Source organism: Rhodococcus sp. ARC_M12 (assembly GCF_022810385.1).
Classification (GTDB): domain Bacteria; phylum Actinomycetota; class Actinomycetes; order Mycobacteriales; family Mycobacteriaceae; genus Rhodococcoides; species Rhodococcoides navarretei.
Window position 1 is genome coordinate 1 of the sequence record NZ_JALGQI010000010.1, and the last position, 14,752, is coordinate 14,752.

19 protein-coding genes are annotated in these 14,752 nt (G+C 65.1%); 8 read left to right on the forward strand and 11 right to left on the reverse strand.

Annotated features, from left to right (window positions below; all coding sequences use genetic code 11):
- Window positions 1-82: 82 nt before the first annotated feature.
- Window positions 83-403 (reverse strand): AsnC family protein, encoded by a 321-nt coding sequence (locus tag MTX35_RS13950; protein ID WP_243595556.1) that lies wholly within the window; start codon window positions 401-403, stop codon window positions 83-85.
- Between the two features lie 51 nt (window positions 404-454).
- On the reverse strand, window positions 455-1,459 hold the full coding sequence (locus MTX35_RS13955; protein WP_243595557.1) for a 1-aminocyclopropane-1-carboxylate deaminase: 1,005 nt from the start codon (window positions 1,457-1,459) through the stop codon (window positions 455-457).
- 91 nt (window positions 1,460-1,550) lie between these two features.
- Between MTX35_RS13955 and MTX35_RS13960 the strand changes: the two genes are divergently transcribed.
- Window positions 1,551-2,231, forward strand: a complete 681-nt coding sequence (locus MTX35_RS13960; RefSeq protein WP_243595558.1) for a GntR family transcriptional regulator — start codon at window positions 1,551-1,553, stop codon at window positions 2,229-2,231.
- Here the strand turns inward: MTX35_RS13960 and MTX35_RS13965 are convergent.
- The 8 genes from MTX35_RS13965 to MTX35_RS13995 form a co-directional block, all read right to left on the reverse strand.
- A complete protein-coding gene (locus tag MTX35_RS13965; protein ID WP_243595559.1) occupies window positions 2,228-2,905 on the reverse strand; it encodes a response regulator in 678 nt (225 codons plus the stop codon). The genes MTX35_RS13960 and MTX35_RS13965 overlap by 4 nt on opposite strands.
- A complete protein-coding gene (locus MTX35_RS13970) occupies window positions 2,902-5,355 on the reverse strand; it encodes a sensor histidine kinase KdpD (protein WP_243595560.1) in 2,454 nt (817 codons plus the stop codon). The genes MTX35_RS13965 and MTX35_RS13970 overlap by 4 nt, the downstream gene beginning before the upstream one ends.
- Before the next feature lie 15 nt (window positions 5,356-5,370).
- Window positions 5,371-6,000: a potassium-transporting ATPase subunit C gene (locus MTX35_RS13975; protein ID WP_243595561.1), complete on the reverse strand. Its 630-nt coding sequence runs from the start codon at window positions 5,998-6,000 to the stop codon at window positions 5,371-5,373.
- 2 nt (window positions 6,001-6,002) lie between these two features.
- A complete protein-coding gene (gene kdpB, locus MTX35_RS13980) occupies window positions 6,003-8,015 on the reverse strand; it encodes a potassium-transporting ATPase subunit KdpB (protein ID WP_243595562.1) in 2,013 nt (670 codons plus the stop codon).
- Entirely contained in the window at window positions 8,012-9,676 is a 1,665-nt protein-coding gene (kdpA, locus tag MTX35_RS13985; protein WP_243595563.1) for a potassium-transporting ATPase subunit KdpA, read from the reverse strand. Before kdpA ends, kdpB begins: the two co-directional genes overlap by 4 nt.
- A gap of 7 nt (window positions 9,677-9,683) precedes the next feature.
- On the reverse strand, window positions 9,684-9,767 hold the full coding sequence (locus MTX35_RS26290) for a potassium-transporting ATPase subunit F (protein ID WP_121871520.1): 84 nt from the start codon (window positions 9,765-9,767) through the stop codon (window positions 9,684-9,686).
- 89 nt (window positions 9,768-9,856) lie between these two features.
- Window positions 9,857-10,315, reverse strand: a complete 459-nt coding sequence (locus MTX35_RS13990; RefSeq protein ID WP_243595564.1) for a hypothetical protein — start codon at window positions 10,313-10,315, stop codon at window positions 9,857-9,859.
- A complete protein-coding gene (locus MTX35_RS13995) occupies window positions 10,300-10,857 on the reverse strand; it encodes an RNA polymerase sigma factor (protein WP_243595565.1) in 558 nt (185 codons plus the stop codon). Before MTX35_RS13995 ends, MTX35_RS13990 begins: the two co-directional genes overlap by 16 nt.
- 172 nt (window positions 10,858-11,029) lie before the next feature.
- Between MTX35_RS13995 and MTX35_RS14000 the strand changes: the two genes are divergently transcribed.
- Genes MTX35_RS14000 through MTX35_RS14030 form a run of 7 tightly spaced genes read left to right on the forward strand, consistent with a single transcriptional unit; the run spans window position 11,030 to window position 13,770 of the window.
- On the forward strand, window positions 11,030-11,521 hold the full coding sequence (locus MTX35_RS14000) for an Asp23/Gls24 family envelope stress response protein (protein ID WP_243595566.1): 492 nt from the start codon (window positions 11,030-11,032) through the stop codon (window positions 11,519-11,521).
- Window positions 11,522-11,532: 11 nt separating this feature from the next.
- Complete coding sequence (locus MTX35_RS14005; protein WP_243595567.1) at window positions 11,533-11,808, forward strand: Asp23/Gls24 family envelope stress response protein; 276 nt, start codon at window positions 11,533-11,535, stop codon at window positions 11,806-11,808.
- A 4-nt stretch (window positions 11,809-11,812) separates the two neighbouring features.
- Window positions 11,813-12,097: a hypothetical protein gene (locus MTX35_RS14010; RefSeq protein WP_121871524.1), complete on the forward strand. Its 285-nt coding sequence runs from the start codon at window positions 11,813-11,815 to the stop codon at window positions 12,095-12,097.
- A 15-nt stretch (window positions 12,098-12,112) separates the two neighbouring features.
- On the forward strand, window positions 12,113-12,292 hold the full coding sequence (locus tag MTX35_RS14015; RefSeq protein ID WP_027495126.1) for a hypothetical protein: 180 nt from the start codon (window positions 12,113-12,115) through the stop codon (window positions 12,290-12,292).
- Window positions 12,285-12,650, forward strand: coding sequence for an Asp23/Gls24 family envelope stress response protein (locus MTX35_RS14020; RefSeq protein WP_243595568.1), 366 nt, complete (start codon window positions 12,285-12,287; stop codon window positions 12,648-12,650). The genes MTX35_RS14015 and MTX35_RS14020 overlap by 8 nt, the downstream gene beginning before the upstream one ends.
- Window positions 12,647-13,189: a DUF6286 domain-containing protein gene (locus MTX35_RS26025; protein WP_243595569.1), complete on the forward strand. Its 543-nt coding sequence runs from the start codon at window positions 12,647-12,649 to the stop codon at window positions 13,187-13,189. Before MTX35_RS14020 ends, MTX35_RS26025 begins: the two co-directional genes overlap by 4 nt.
- Window positions 13,186-13,770, forward strand: coding sequence for a hypothetical protein (locus tag MTX35_RS14030; RefSeq protein ID WP_243595570.1), 585 nt, complete (start codon window positions 13,186-13,188; stop codon window positions 13,768-13,770). The genes MTX35_RS26025 and MTX35_RS14030 overlap by 4 nt, the downstream gene beginning before the upstream one ends.
- A 3-nt stretch (window positions 13,771-13,773) precedes the next feature.
- Here MTX35_RS14030 and MTX35_RS14035 read toward each other — a convergent pair whose 3' ends face one another.
- Window positions 13,774-14,745, reverse strand: coding sequence for an endonuclease/exonuclease/phosphatase family protein (locus MTX35_RS14035; protein WP_243595571.1), 972 nt, complete (start codon window positions 14,743-14,745; stop codon window positions 13,774-13,776).
- Window positions 14,746-14,752: the final 7 nt, after the last annotated feature.

Sequence of the window (14,752 nt, forward strand, 5' to 3'; positions counted from 1 at the left end):
AACTTCTACAACACTCGACGTAGGCACTCCACGATCGGAATGCTCAGCCCCCACAATTACGAACAGTCACTGAACGCGCCGATTATGGCCGCGTAGCCACTGTCCACTTTTCGGGGTGAACCTCAACGAACATCGTGTCGTCACGACGGGCCAGCCCGACGGACACTGCGCGGGCCATACCCACGTGGCAGCGCGCTCGAAGAACGACGGCACCGGTGGCACCGATGACTCCGACCACGCGAACACTGCCCGACTCCAGCAGTTCCCGCCCCCGTCGAGTCACCGTTCTCTCGGGCTCGCCGAGCGCGTCGGCGATGCTCGCCCACGGCGCCCTCGGGTTGACCTGCAGTGCCGCCGTGATCCGACAACTCAACGGATCCAACGCTTCTCGACTCTGCCTCATCGACCGCACCTCCTGAAGTCGTCACTGGGCAGGGACGAGGCTGCGTCTACGTCAGAAGATCCCGCTGTACGCGTTGAGAGCGGGTTGACCGCCCAGGTGTGCGTAGAGCACATTCGATTCCTTGCCGATCTCACCCTGCTCGACCAGGTCGATGAGGCCGGCCATGGACTTACCCTCGTAGACGGGGTCGATGATGACACCTTCGAGGCGACCCGTCATCTTGATGGCCTCGATGGTGGACTCGACCGGAATGCCGTAGTAGTCACCGGCCCACCCTTCGAGGACGGTGATCTCGTCGTCGCGGAGTTCACGTCCCAGACCGATGAGCTCGGCGGTGTTCCGCGCTATCCGTTCCACCTGGTTGCGAGTTGCCTCGATCTTGGCCGACGCATCGATACCGAGGACACGGCGTGGCCGGTCCTGACCCGCGAAGCCGGCGATCATGCCCGCGTGCGTCGAGCCGGTCACACTGCACACCACGATCGTGTCGAAGAAGACCCCGAGCTGTTCCTCCTGCTTCTGTACCTCGTACGCCCAGTTGGCGAAGCCGAGACCGCCGAGCTTGTGATCGGATCCGCCTGCCGGGATCGCGTACGGTGTGCCACCCGACCGCTCGACGTCCTCGATGGCCTTCTGCCAGCTGTCCTTGAACTCGATGCCGAAGCCCGACGGGTCGAGCCGTACGTCCGCACCCATGATTCGCGACAGCAGTATGTTGCCCACCTTGTCGTTGACGGAATCGGGCCAGTCCACCCACTTCTCCTGCACCAGAACCGCTTTCAGTCCCAATTTCGCAGCCACGGCAGCGACCTGCCGCGTGTGGTTCGACTGCACGCCGCCGATGGAGACGAGAGTGTCCGCGCCCTTGGCCAATGCGTCGGGAACGATGTACTCCAGCTTGCGTGTCTTGTTGCCGCCGTAAGCCAGTCCGGCGTTGACGTCTTCTCGTTTCGCCCAGATCTTCGCGCCGCCGAGGTGAGCGCTCAACCGTTCCATCGGGTGAATCGGGCTGGGGCCGAAAGTGAGTGGATAGCGGTCGAAATCGTCGATAGGCACGGGAGTTCTCCTCGGGTCGGGGTCTGCGATATATTGCATCTTGCATGTCGCCATCTGTCAAGGCCGGACGGGGTGGGCTACGATATTTCGCATGCCGGTACCCGTCGAACTCGGAAAGCACAAGCGGTCACTGCTGCGCGAGAACGCCTACGTATCGATCCGAGACGCCATCGTCGACGGCACGTTCGCACCCGGCGAAAGACTGCGCGACTCGGAGTTGGAGCAGTGGCTCGGCGTGTCCCGCACACCCATTCGCGATGCCATCGCTCGACTGGAGCTGGCCGGTCTGGTCCATACGCGGCCCGGCCGCTCGACTGTCGTCTCGACCATCGAGCGCAAGGCGGTGTTGGACGTCCAGGCGGTGGCCGCAGCCATGCACGCGCTCGCGATGCGCACCGCCGTACCGCTCATGGACACCCCCGAGATCACCCGGATGCGCGACGCGAACAGGGAGTTCGCCGCCGCCTTCACCCGCGGCGATGTCGACGTGGCCCTGGCGAGCGACGACGCGTTCCACAACGTCGCCGTAGAGGCCGGCCAGAACCACGTGGTGGCGTCGGTGCTCGAGCAGGTCACACCCAGCCTGCGGCGGCTGGAGCGGCTACGATTCGCCTCGCTCGTCGGTCGCGATTCGATCGCACAACACGAGAGAATCATCGAATTGTGCAGTGCCGGCGACGCCGACGGAGCCGCCCTTGCCGTGCAACAGAACTGGGAATCTCTCGCGCTCTTCGTCGACCAGGACGAGTCGGGAGCACAACCCAACGCCTAGCTCACGAATCTGTAGCCCATACCCGTTTCGGTGATGAGGTGCACCGGCGCGGCCGGGTCTCGTTCGAGCTTCTGACGCAGCTGACCGAGATAGATGCGCAGGTAATGTGTTTCGCGCTCGTGCCCGGGACCCCAGACGGTCCGCAGTATCTCTTTCTGCGACACCAACTTGCCCTCGTTGCGAACCAGCAATTCGAGAACACCCCATTCGGTGCGAGTCAGATGCACGCTCGCACCATCTCGCACAACAGTTTTCGCAGCGAGATCCACGGTGAAGTCCGCGGTCTGCACTACCGGCTCGGCAACCGAGTGCGGTCCACGTCGCAAGGCGGCGCGCAACCGCGCCAACAACTCGTCCATACCGAACGGCTTGGTCACGAAGTCGTCGGCACCGGCATCGAGCGCCTCGACGGTATCGGCCGAGTCGGTACGCGCCGAGAGAACCAGGATCGGCACGTCGGTCCACCCACGCAGCCCCGCGATGACGTCGATTCCGTCGATGTCGGGCAGGCCGAGATCGAGAATCACGATGTCGGGGTGGAAGTTCGCGGCCACCCGCAGCGCCTCCCCGCCGCTCGCCGCGCTGACGACCTCGAACCCGCGGACGTTGAGATTGATTCGAAGCGCGCGCACGATCTGCGGCTCGTCGTCGACGACAAGCGCCCGCACCTTCACCTGATCGCCGCCTTCAACTCGACCGTCATCGTCAGCCCGCCGCCGACGGTGTTCGATGCCGTGACGGTACCGCCCATCGCCCGCACGAACCCGCGCACCACCGACAGCCCGAGCCCGACGCCGACGGAGTTGTCACGATCCCCGAGTCGTTGGAACGCGTCGAACATGGTCTCCTCGGTACCCTCGGTGATGCCGGGACCGTGGTCGGCGACGGAGATGATCGCCCGGTCTCCGTGTGTCGTGGCACTGACGGTGATGTCGCCGACGGGAGCGTAGCGGGCGCTGTTGTTCACCAGGTTGGCCAGCACGCGCTCGAGCAGGCCCGGGTCGGCCACTACCTCGACGTCACCCACCTCGACTCGGACCCGATCCTCGGCTCCGACCAAGGCGCCGACCAGAACGTCGTCGACGAAGACCGGGCGCAGACTCGGTTGCACCACACCGGCTTGCAATCGCGAGGAGTCGAGCAAGTTGCTCACCAGAGCCGTCAGTTGATCGGCCGATTCGTCGATGGTGGCCAGCAATTCGTCGGTGTCCTCGGGCGAGAACTGGACGTCGGTGCTGCGCAGAGACGAGGACGCCGCCTTGACTGCAGACAGCGGCGTCCGCAGATCGTGGCTGACGGCCGAGAGCAATGCTCGACGCAATGCATCGGCCTCGGCAAGCGCACTGGCGCGGCTGGCTTCCTCGGCGAGACGGCCCTGCCGAACCATGCCGGCGGCCTGGTTGGCCACAGCCGCGAGCACTCGTCGATCGTGCGCTCGAGTTCGGTCGCCGGCGAGAAGCAGCGTGAACTCACCGGTGCCGATCTCGGTGTCGGCACTGTCCTTGTCCGTGGGGGCACCGGCCCCCGTGGTGCCGACGATCGTCGCGGACTCGTTGTCCCACAGCGACACCCCATCCTGACTGTAGGTTTCGCGGGCACGCTCGAGCAGCGCCGGCAGATCGGCTCCCCGAAGGACGGATCCGGCGAAGAGAGTGAGCAACTCGGCCTCCTGTGAGGCGCGTCGAGCTTGTCGCGTCCTCCGCGCGGCGGCGTCCACCAAGGCAGCGACTGCGATGGCCACGAGCAGCAGGACGACGGCGACGACAAAATTCTCCGGCTCTGCGATCGTGAGGCTGTACAGGGGCGCGGTGAAGAAGTAGTTCAGCAGGAACCCGGCGATCAGCGCCGACAATGCAGCAGGCGCAACGCCTCCGAGCAGTGCGACACACAGAACGACCATGAAGAACAGTGCGCTTTCCCCGCTCGGACCGAAGTTCGGCCCGACGAGGTTCAGCACCGCCGCTGCCACACACGGGACGACAACCGCGGCGATCCACGCGAGAATCCGGCGTCGGCCTGCGTCGACCTGAAGTCGCCAGCGCCGCGCCCGCTCGTCGTGAGTGACCATGTGCACGTCGATCTTTCCGGAATTCTGCACCACCGCGGCACCGATGCCCTCGTCCAGAATCCGCGCGACCCGAGACCGTCTCGACGTACCGATCACCAGCTGAGTCGCATTCACCCCGCGAGCGAAATCGAGCAGCGTCGTCGGCACGTCGTCACCGACCACACTGTGCACACTGGCACCGAGCCCCGCGGCGAGCTTGCGCACCGAACCCATCTGCGGTGCCGAGACGCCCATCAGTCCGTCCCCGCGAACGATGTGCAGCACCATCAACTCTGCGCTGGACTTGGAGGCGATGCGGCTCGCGCGACGCAGCAGAGTGTCCGATTCCGGGCCACCGGTCACCGCGACGACCACCCGCTCACGCGCCTCCCAGGTGTCGGTGATCCGATTCTCGCTGCGGTACTTCACCAGTGCCGCATCGACCTGATCGGCGATCCACAGCAACGCCAACTCACGCAGCGCAGTGAGATTGCCTCGGCGGAAGTAGTTGCTCAGTGCTGCGTCCACCTTCTCGGGGGCGTAGACGTTGCCGTGCCGCAATCTACTGCGCAGCGCCTCGGGGGTGATGTCGACCAACTCGACCTGGTCGGCACCGCGAACCACGCTGTCCGGTACGGTCTCTCGCTGCGGCACCCCGGTGATCTGCTGCACCACGTCGTTCAACGATTCCAGATGTTGCACATTGAGCGTCGAAATCACACTGATGCCTGCGTTCAACAGGTCCTCGACGTCCTCCCACCGCTTACCGTGCACGCCTCCCGGTGTATTGGTGTGCGCCAATTCGTCGACGAGGACAACCTGGGGCCGCCGCGCCAGCACGGCCTCCAGATCGAGCTCCTCCGACTGCGATCCGCGATACTCGACGAGGCGGGGCGGTACCACCTCGATCCCGTCGAGCGCGGCGATCGTCCGTTCTCGGCCGTGCGTCTCGACCAGGGCAGCAACCACATCGCAGCCCCTGTCCTGACGCCGGTGCGCCTCACCGAGCATCGCGAACGTCTTGCCGACTCCCGGCGCAGCGCCCAGATAGATGCGCAGTTCACCTCGATCCGGCACGACACTTCTCCTGTCTCAGCTGCAGGGGCTGGTCAAGCCCAGCGCCACATTGAGCTCCGGCACGTTGACCGCCTTCGCCCCGAGCACACCGTACTGCGGTCCAGCGGTGTACTCGGCGACCAGAGCCTCGACGTCGCCGACACTCATACCGTTGACCTCGGCTACCCTCGGTACCTGCACCGCGGCGTACTCCGGACTGATCGCGGGGTCGACTCCCGAACCGGAGCCGGTGACCGCGTCCGGGGGAACCGCGGCGGGGTCGACGCCTTCGCGCTCGGCGATCGCAGCGCGACGCTGCTCGACGAACGACGCGAGAATCTCACTCGACGGCCCCTGGTTGGTCGGCAGCGCCGCTGCAGGATCGCCGGGAGCGAAGGCATCGTTCTCGGACACCGATCCCGTCACGCGGGTGTGGAAGTACGGATCGGGCTCTCCCGGCGCGACCTGCGGGTCGACGCCGATCAACGAGCTTCCGACGACGCAGCCCTGCAAGTCACGCAGCGGCGAACCCTCGGCGGAGTCGGTTCCGATTCGACTGATGCCCCAGACCACGGCCGGGTAGCCGATGCCCAGAATCACCGTCAGCGCCAACAACACTGCGAACCCGGCCACCAGCTGGCGAAGAAAACCCTGTACGAAACGCATGATCAGCCTATCCCTGGAATGTGTCGAACGAGGAGGTCGATGAGCCAGATGCCGACGAACGGACTGATGACACCGCCGACGCCGTACAGCAGCAGGTTGCGGCGCAGCAACGCGGCCGCCGACGCCGGGGTGTAGCGAACACCTTTGAGCGCCAACGGGATCAGTGCCACGATCACCAGCGCATTGAAGATCACCGCCGACAGGATCGCCGATTCCGGTGTCGCCAGATGCATGATGTTGAGCCCACCGAGCTGCGGATAGACGGTGGAGAACATCGCCGGCAGAATCGCGAAGTACTTCGCCAGGTCGTTCGCCAGCGAGAACGTCGTCAGTGCTCCGCGGGTGATGAGCAACTGCTTGCCGATCTCGACGATCTCGATCAGCTTGGTGGGATCGGAATCGAGGTCGACCATGTTGCCGGCTTCTTTGGCGGCAGATGTTCCGGTGTTCATCGCCACACCGACGTCGGCCTGCGCGAGAGCCGGAGCGTCGTTGGTGCCGTCACCGGTCATCGCGACCAGCCTGCCGCCCTCCTGCTCTCGCCGGATGAGCGTGAGCTTGTCCTCGGGGGTTGCCTCGGCCAGATAGTCGTCCACTCCGGCCTCGGCGGCGATCGCCTTGGCGGTGAGCGGGTTGTCGCCGGTCACCATGACCGTCCGGATTCCCATGGCGCGCAGCTGGGCGAAGCGCTCGGCAATGCCCGGCTTGACCACATCGGAGAGTTCGACGACTCCGAGAGCACGGGCAGCAGAACCGGTTTCGCGGACCGCAACCACCAGCGGTGTGCCGCCGTTCTGCGCGATGTCGTGCACGGTGGCGTCCAGATCGGCCGTGCCGCCGCCCTCACGAATCCAGCTGTACACCGAATCTGCTGCACCCTTGCGAATCTCCATACCCGGCAGGTCCAGCCCGCTCATCCGAGTCTGCGCTGTGAACGCCACGAACTCGCCGCGCTCGGATTCGCCGTCGGTCGTTGCGGATTCGAAGTCACGCTCGACCAGTTCGACGATGCTGCGTCCCTCGGGGGTGCCGTCGGCGAGCGAGGACAGGCGGGCTGCCCGCGCCAGTTCGACCGCGTCGATGCCCGTCGCCGGGTGTAGCCCGGTGGCGCGGCGATTGCCGAAGGTGATGGTTCCGGTCTTGTCCATCAGCAATGTGTCGATGTCACCTGCCGCTTCCACCGCACGCCCGGACATCGCGAGAACGTTGCGCTGAACCAGCCGGTCCATGCCCGCGATACCGATGGCCGAGAGCAGTGCGCCGATGGTGGTGGGGATCAAGCAGACCAGCAGCGCGATCAACTGGATCGGATCCTGTTGCCGGCCCGCATAGTTCGACATCGGACCGATGGCGACCACCGCGAAGAGGAACACGATCGTCAGGGACGCGAGCAGGATGTTCAGGGCGATCTCGTTCGGTGTCTTCTGCCGAGCTGCACCCTCGACGAGCGCGATCATTCGGTCCACGAACGTCTCACCCTGCGCCGCAGTGATTTTCACGACGATCTCGTCGGAGAGCACGATGGTGCCTCCGGTGACCGCGGAACGGTCACCCCCCGACTCCCGGACCACCGGTGCAGATTCACCCGTGATCGCCGATTCGTCGACGCTGGCAATGCCCTCGATGACGTCACCGTCGCCGGGGATGACCTCACCGGCCGAGACGACCACCTCGTCACCGACCTGCAACTCCGCACCGGCCACTTCGGTGATGACGAACTCCGCACCGGAGGCAATACGTCGTCGAGCAACACTGTCCTGCTTGACTTTTCGCAGGCTCGCGGCCTGCGCCTTGCCGCGCCCCTCGGCGACGGACTCGGCCAGGTTGGCGAAGAGCACAGTGAACCAGAGCCAACCGGTCACGAACCACGCGAACACGGACGGAGCGGCGATCGACAGCACCGTGGTGACGATGGAGCCGAGAAAGACGACGAACATGACGGGGTTACGAGCCAGGTGGCGCGGATCGAGTTTTCGGAATGCGCCTGGAAGCGCGGTTGCGAGAGAGAGTTTCATTGCATGGCCTCTGCTATGGGTCCGAGAGCAAGTGCGGGGAAGAAGGTGAGGGCCGCGACCAGAACGGCAGTGCCGATGAGCAGTGTGCCGAACAGCGGCCCGTCGGTGGGGAGGGTTCCGGCGCTGGGTGCGCTGCGTTTGGTCGTCGCCAGCGAGCCGGCCAGCGCCAGCACCAAGACGATCGGCAGAAAACGGCCGAGCAGCATCGCGACACCGAGCGATATCTGGAACCAGTCGCTGGTCACCGTCAGTCCGCCGAAGGCACTGCCGTTGTTGTTGGATGCCGAGGCGTAGGCGTAGAGCACCTCGGTGAAGCCGTGGATGCCGGGATTGCCCTGATAGCCGGTCGTCGATTCGAGCAGCACTGTGATGGACGTACCGACGAGAACGAGGATCGGCATCACCAGTACCGACAGCGCGGCCATCGTGATGGCGCGTCGACCCAGCTTCTTGCCGAGAAATTCCGGAGTTCGGCCGACGAGGAGTCCCCCGACGAAGACGGCGATCACGGCCAACACCAGCAATCCGTACAGGCCGGTTCCGACGCCGCCTGGTGCGATCTCCCCGAACAGCATGTTCAGCAGTACTGTCCCGCCACCGAGCGCAGACATGCTGTCGTGCGCGGAATTGACTGCACCGGTGGATGTTCCGGTGGTCGACACGGCGAACAAAGCCGACGCCGGGATACCGAAGCGGACTTCCTTGCCTTCCATCATTGCGCCCGCCGCGGTTGCGGCAACGCCGCGGGTACCGGACTCGGCGAACAGCGTCACTGCCAACATCGTGCCCCACAGCGTGGCCATCACCGCCAGCACCGTCAGGCCCTGCTTGCGGTTGCCGATCATGGTGCCGAAGGTGCGGGTGAGGGCCACCGGAATCAGCAGCAGCGAGATGATCTCGACGATGTTCGACAGCGGCGTCGGGTTCTCGAACGGATGCGCGGAATTGGCTCCGAGAATGCCGCCGCCGTTGGTGCCGATCTCCTTGATCGCTTCCTGAGAGGCAACGGGCGCAAGCGCATTGGTTACCGCCTGCCCGTCCAGGCCGGTGGAAGCGAAGCCCGTCGAAAACGACATCACCACGCCCTGGGTGAGCAGAATTACCGCCACCAGCAGCGACAGCGGCAACAGAATTCGTAGCGTTCCGCGGATCAGATCCACCCAGAAGTTCCCCAGTTCACCGCCGGTGGAAAACCGGACGAACCCTCTGACGACGGCGATCGCCACTGCGATACCGACTGCAGCAGAAACGAAGTTCTGCACCGCCAAACCCAGCGGCTGCGTCAGGTTCGACATGGTGGTCTCGGGCGTGTACGACTGCCAGTTGGTGTTGGTGACGAACGACGCCGCGGTGTTGAACGCCATCGCCGGGCTGACACCGGACAGGCCACCGTTGAGCGGCAACACGCCTTGGATGCGCTGCAGCAGAAAGAGAAACACCACGCTGACGACCGAGAACCCGACGACGCTGGTGGAGTATCCGACCCAGGTCTGTTCGGATTCCGGATCGACTCTCGCGATGCGATACAGAACTCGTTCGACACTCGAATCCCGAGTGCGCGTGTAGACACGGGCCATGTAGTCGCCGAGAGGCACATAGGCAGCCGCGAGCACGACTATCACCACGCCGATCTGGAGACCGGCAAGCAGAGCAGGATTCATGGCGGCGTCAGAACCTCTCCGGGTCGAGGAGAGCGACGAACAGGTACACCGCGACGAACGCGGCCACCGCGAGACAGAGCAATTCGGTCATTGCTCGATCCTGGATCCCGCTACCGACCGGAGCCGGTTTCCTTACGCTTTCTTACGCCACCGACCAGCGGTTATGACGCGATATTTACGCTAGCGCTCCTCGATATCGTCGACGCGTATCTCGACCTCTTCGCGGCCGAGGGTGATGCCCAGCAGTTCCCACACGGTCTCGATCGCAATACTCGCAAGTCGGTCGCCCGCGGCCTGCAGATCGTCGCCGTAGACCCCGATCACCGCGATGAACAGGCCGATGCAGGCATGGTCGTCGAGGTGGAGATCGATCTCGGTCGGCTGTGCGCCGTGCACGCCTGCGAGGGCACGCCGAAGCGTCGTCTTGACGATGTGGTCGCTGATCCTCAGCGAGTCGCCGGCCTCGGCTCCTGAGCCGGCAGGGAAAGCGCTGTCGATGGGCCAGGTGCGCCGGGTGGTGTTGCGTACTTTCGCGATGATGGACGAGCTGATGTCCACCCAGTTCGGTTCTTGCGGTGCATCCCGAAGTTCGGTGGCAGCACGCGCGAGAACCATATCCGGTTCTACTGGGTTCGCCATGTTGCCAACCTTTCGCTCAATGTTGCTCGTGCTCTGGTCAATTGCCCGCGCACTGCGCCCGCGGACAACGTCATGATCGCGCCGATCTCGGGGTGGGTCATGCCCTCGACCTCACGGAGAAGCCAGCAGGCCCGCTGGCGGTACGGCAGTTCGGCCAGCGCGACGCCGAGCTCGGCCATGAAACTGTCGGCCTCCACATCGGCCTCCGGATCGCTGCCTGCGCCGGTGCTCTTGCGCTCGAACACCCAATCCTCCGCAGGAGGCACGCTACGCCGTCGCCGATGATCGATGACCTTGTGCGAGACGAGCGAGAAGAGCCAGGTCCTCAACGCCGAGTCACCACGGAAGTTGTCGAGTCCCTTCCATGCCGCGACGAACGCGTCCTGCACCACCTCCTCGGCGGCACCTTGATCGGACAACATGTTGCGCGCATACCGGAACATCTCCGGGCCGTATCGCCGGACGATCTCCTCGAACGCATCGGTCTCGCCGAGCGCAGCCGCGCCGACGAGAACGCGGTCCGACGCGTCTACCCACTCCATCGGGCCCCCGTTCACTTCATCGTTGTCATCGATCACGCGAGTCTTTCGATACCGGTTTACCACCGGACGTAATCTATGACGTAGGTCACTTTACGACGACGTGCGTTTCGACCATCGAGCTACGACCAACTCCTGACACACACTGCACGACACTCAACGAAGAGAGGCATTCATGAGCTCCACGACGGACACCAAGGCAACCGTATCCGCAACAGGCGAAGGCAAGACCGACATCACCACCAAGTCGGATTCTGTGCTCGTCAGCTCGCAGGGCCGCACCACCATTGCCGACACCGTCGTCTCCAAGATCGCCGGTATCGCCACCCGTGAGGTTCAGGGAGTGCACGCCGTCGGCGGCGGAGCAAGCCGCGCGATCGGTGCCCTCCGCGAGCGCATCCCCGGTGCCCGCGTCAACCAGTCGCAGGGCGTTTCGGTCGAGGTCGGCGAGCGTCAGGCAGCGGTCGACATCGACATCGTCGCCGATTACGGTGTCTCGATCGCAGATCTCGCGGCAGGCATCCGTCGCAACGTCATCAACGCCGTAGAGCGCATGACCGGGCTTGAGGTCACCGAGGTCAACATCGTCGTCCACGACATCTTCCTCGACGACGGCTCCGAAGACGACGACACCACCACCGAGCCCGCCACCACCCGAGTGCAGTGACCGATCCGCACATGACGGAGCGTGACAGGTCCGAGGACATCGCCGACGCCGTTCTGGCGATCGACGGTGTCGTCGGGCTGCACGGCGGCATGTTCGGCGAAGCCGCTACGTACCTGCCCGGACGCCGGATCGCCGGCATCCGAATCGGGGAGGACGGAACCGAGGTTCACGTGACCCTCGAATTCGGGGTTGCGGTCCGTGAGACCGCCGATTCCGTCCGTCGCACAGTGGCGGCGATGGTCGACGGGCCCGTGCACGTCACCGTCGAGGACATTGTGCGAGTCTGACCAGGTGAACGAGCATGCAGCGCACGACCGAGCCGCCGCCTACAAGGCGGCTCGGCGCGCTGTGGCACGCGAGCACCACCCCGACATCGGTGGAGATCCGGCCCGATACATGGCCGAACTCGCCGCCGTCGACCGAAGATTCGCGGTGCTGCCCTCGACCCCTGTCAACGCAGCGAGCGCACCGACGGTGTTCCGCGCGTCCTCGATTCCGTCCCCGCTACGCACACTTCCCAAGCGGATCGCTCGCATCCGCAAACGCGTCACCAGGCGCAATTACTTCGAACTCTGAGTGGAGATCAAGACCATGACCACTGCAACCATCGGTTTGTTCGTGGGACTTCTGCTGGCCATCGCCGCAGCGGCAGGCGGCTTCACCGGCTTCCTCATCGCCATCGTTCTCGGTGGCCTCGGCTTTTTCGTCGGCCGCTACATCGACGGGGAGCTGGACCTGAACTCGATCATGCGTGGTCGCGGTCGTGACTGACACAGTGACCGACCCCGGCGAACGCGGATCGCTGGAGATCAAGCACAAGGCCGTCGAGCGGCTCGCGGTCCTCGCTGCTCGCAGCACCGACGCGGTCGCCGGGCCTCAGCCGGGACTACGCGTCCTCGGCGGGCGTGACCTGCCCAAGGCCGACGTGACGGTCAACGGCTCCCGTGTCCGCGCACAGGTCGCGGTGGCGGTCACGTGGCCCTCGCCGCTGGCGAAGGTGGCAGCCGACGTCCGAGCCGCCGTGGCACGGGATCTGTCCGAGCTGGGCATCTACACCGTCGACCGAGTCGACGTCACCGTCCAATGCGTACCCGCCGAGGCCACCCATGAAGAAGGGAGAGTGCAGTGATCGAGAAGGCAAGCAAGAAGCCGGTGGCGAACCCCACCGCAGCCGTACCCGCAATCCTGTTCGCACTCGTCCTCATCGGTGCCGGAGTGGTTCTCGGCCGCGAGGCGCTGCTGAACTGGGGTGCCATCGACGGCCCCGAGTGGGTCGGCCCCGCCGCCACACATCTCGACGGTCTGACTGCTCAGCAGTGGATGCTGCCCGGAGGTATCGCGGCAGTCGTCGTCGGATTCATCCTGGTGCTGACTGCGATTCGTCCCCGCAGACGCACCCACCGCGCCCTCACCGAGCACGACGTCTGGCTTCGCAAGGGTGACCTCGCCGCTGTTGCGCGCGCCGTCGCCCTCGACAGTGCCGGAGTCGACTCCGCGACCGCCAAGGCCGGCAACAAGAAGGTCGCCGTGTCGGTGTCCACCGTGGCCGGCTCCGATACTTCGGAGTTGAAGTCTGCGGTCGTGGCCTCTGTGAACGACGCTCTCCGCCCACTCGCGTCGGCGCCGAAGGTCCGCGCTCGAGTGCGAACGACAGGACAAGCCTCATGAAGCGCGCAACTGCATCCGTCGACCGCACCAGCACAGCCGTTGTCGGCCTCGCCCTGATCGCCCTCGGCGGAGGAGCAGTCGCGTGGGAGCGCGGCGAGTTCCCCGGCCGCGAACGTCTCGACGCAGCGTTCGTCGACACCGCCATCGACGCAGGCTGGTGGCCCTGGGCTCTCGGCGCGGCCGCCATCGTTCTCGTTCTGCTCGGCCTGTGGTGGCTTCTCGCACACCTGCCGCGTCGGTCCGTCGGCACCGTCGCCTTCGCGTCCGTCCCGGATGCGGATGCCGATGTCGACGGCCGGCTCAGTGTCGATCTGGGAACGGCTGCTCGAAGCGCCGCCAAGTCACTGGCCGCCCACGACGGTGTGGTGTCGGCTACCGGCCGTTCGGTGTCCGACCGCGGGCAGCGAGTGGTCGAGATCACCGCAACCCTCGATCCGTCGGTGACATCCCTGGACAAGGTTGCGGGCGCGGCAGCACAGACGCGCGACGATGTGGTGACCTCCCTCGACGGGACGCCGGCAGCCGTCCGAATCCTGCTGCAGTGCGGCAAGTCTCGAAAGCAAGCCGGCCGCGTCAGCTGAACCTCAGAGGAACTCGATCTCCCCGATCAACCCGTGATGGTCCGATCCGGGGAGATCGATTCGCTCCAGCGAGCGAGCATGACCGGTGTTGCTGAGGATGTGATCGATTCCGACGACGGCGGGGGTTCCCTTGTCCGTGGGATACGTGGGGATCAGGCCCTTCCCCAATTGCGCTGCAGCGTCGGAGTATCCGGCATCGAGCAGGTTGCGGAACTTCTTGTGCGAATACGTCGTGTTGAAGTCGCCACTGACGATCACCGGCCCGCTCCCCGACGCTGCTTCCAAATCGTTTCGGAGAGTGTCCAATTCGGCGGTCCAGACGTCGGCCGGGGTGATGTAGGCGGGACCGGGATGCACCGCAAGTAACGTAACCGGCTCGGAGCCGGGAACCTCGACCTCGGTGGCGAGATTCACCGGTCCGTAACCGTCGAGTTCGCGATTGCCGGAAATCGGGAAACGGCTGTAGATGCCGGCTCCGCCGCCGCCGGACACGTGCGGCTGAAGATAGCTGTAGGGGAAGAGTTCTTCCATGCCGGCGTCGCGGAGGCCGACCACCGACGCGTCGGTCAGTTCCTGGATCGTGACGATATCGACGGCGCTCGCGCGGGCCTGCCCGACCACGACCGTCGGATCGGCCAGCCCGATCATCAGATTCGCCTGCATCACCCGCAGTCGCACTCCCTCGTCGCCCGACGCATCCTCGGGTGCCGCGTCCGCCACATAGAGCGGTGCGTAGGCCAACGCACCGGCCACCAGCACCAGTGCGGACACTCCCGCCAGAATCCAGCGCCGACCGATCAGCGCCACGAGGGTGCCGACCACAACGGCGACGAACATCAACGGGACGAACGATGCGAGCGCGATCAGAACATTGATCCGGGTGTCGGTGTAGTAGACGACCATCGCCGCAACTCCGATGACGATGCCCAGGATGGCGATCGAGCCGGTGAGTATCCGTATCCAGGTTCGCTGCATCGGTCCG